This window comes from Bacillus sp. EB600 (assembly GCF_024494385.1).
GTDB lineage: Bacteria > Bacillota > Bacilli > Bacillales > Cytobacillaceae > JAEVLT01.
This window is the reverse complement of the sequence record NZ_JAEVLT010000186.1, coordinates 1-350: the sequence shown is the minus strand read 5'-3', so window position 1 is coordinate 350 and position 350 is coordinate 1. Positions and strand designations below refer to the sequence as shown.

Sequence of the window (350 nt, the reverse complement as noted above, 5' to 3'; positions counted from 1 at the left end):
GCGCTGAAAGCAAGCTGCGCTGATACTAGGACGAAAGTAAATGTAATCCGGAATAACCGTGACAAATACTCGATATCAGCAATGTGCAAAGTCCTTCAACTACCTAGAGCTACTTATTATTACGAAGTAAAAGAAAGAGTTTCAGAGGATGATATTACTTCTGATATTATTGGAATTTTCCAGGCGAGTCGTCAAAACTATGGAACTCGTAAAATAAAATTTGAATTAAAAAAGCAGGGAAAAATCGTCTCTAGACGACGAATTGGTCGTATTATGAATGAACAAGGCCTTGTCTCCTCCTACACTGTCGCTCAGTTCAAGCCACATGCAAAAACGTGTAACGAATCAGC

The 350-nt window shown here is 39.1% G+C and carries 1 protein-coding gene; it reads left to right on the top strand.

All coding sequences use genetic code 11. The features are described from left to right. On the top strand, positions 1–350 hold a 350-nt coding region (locus tag JN080_RS29335), incomplete at both ends, for an IS3 family transposase (protein WP_256239389.1).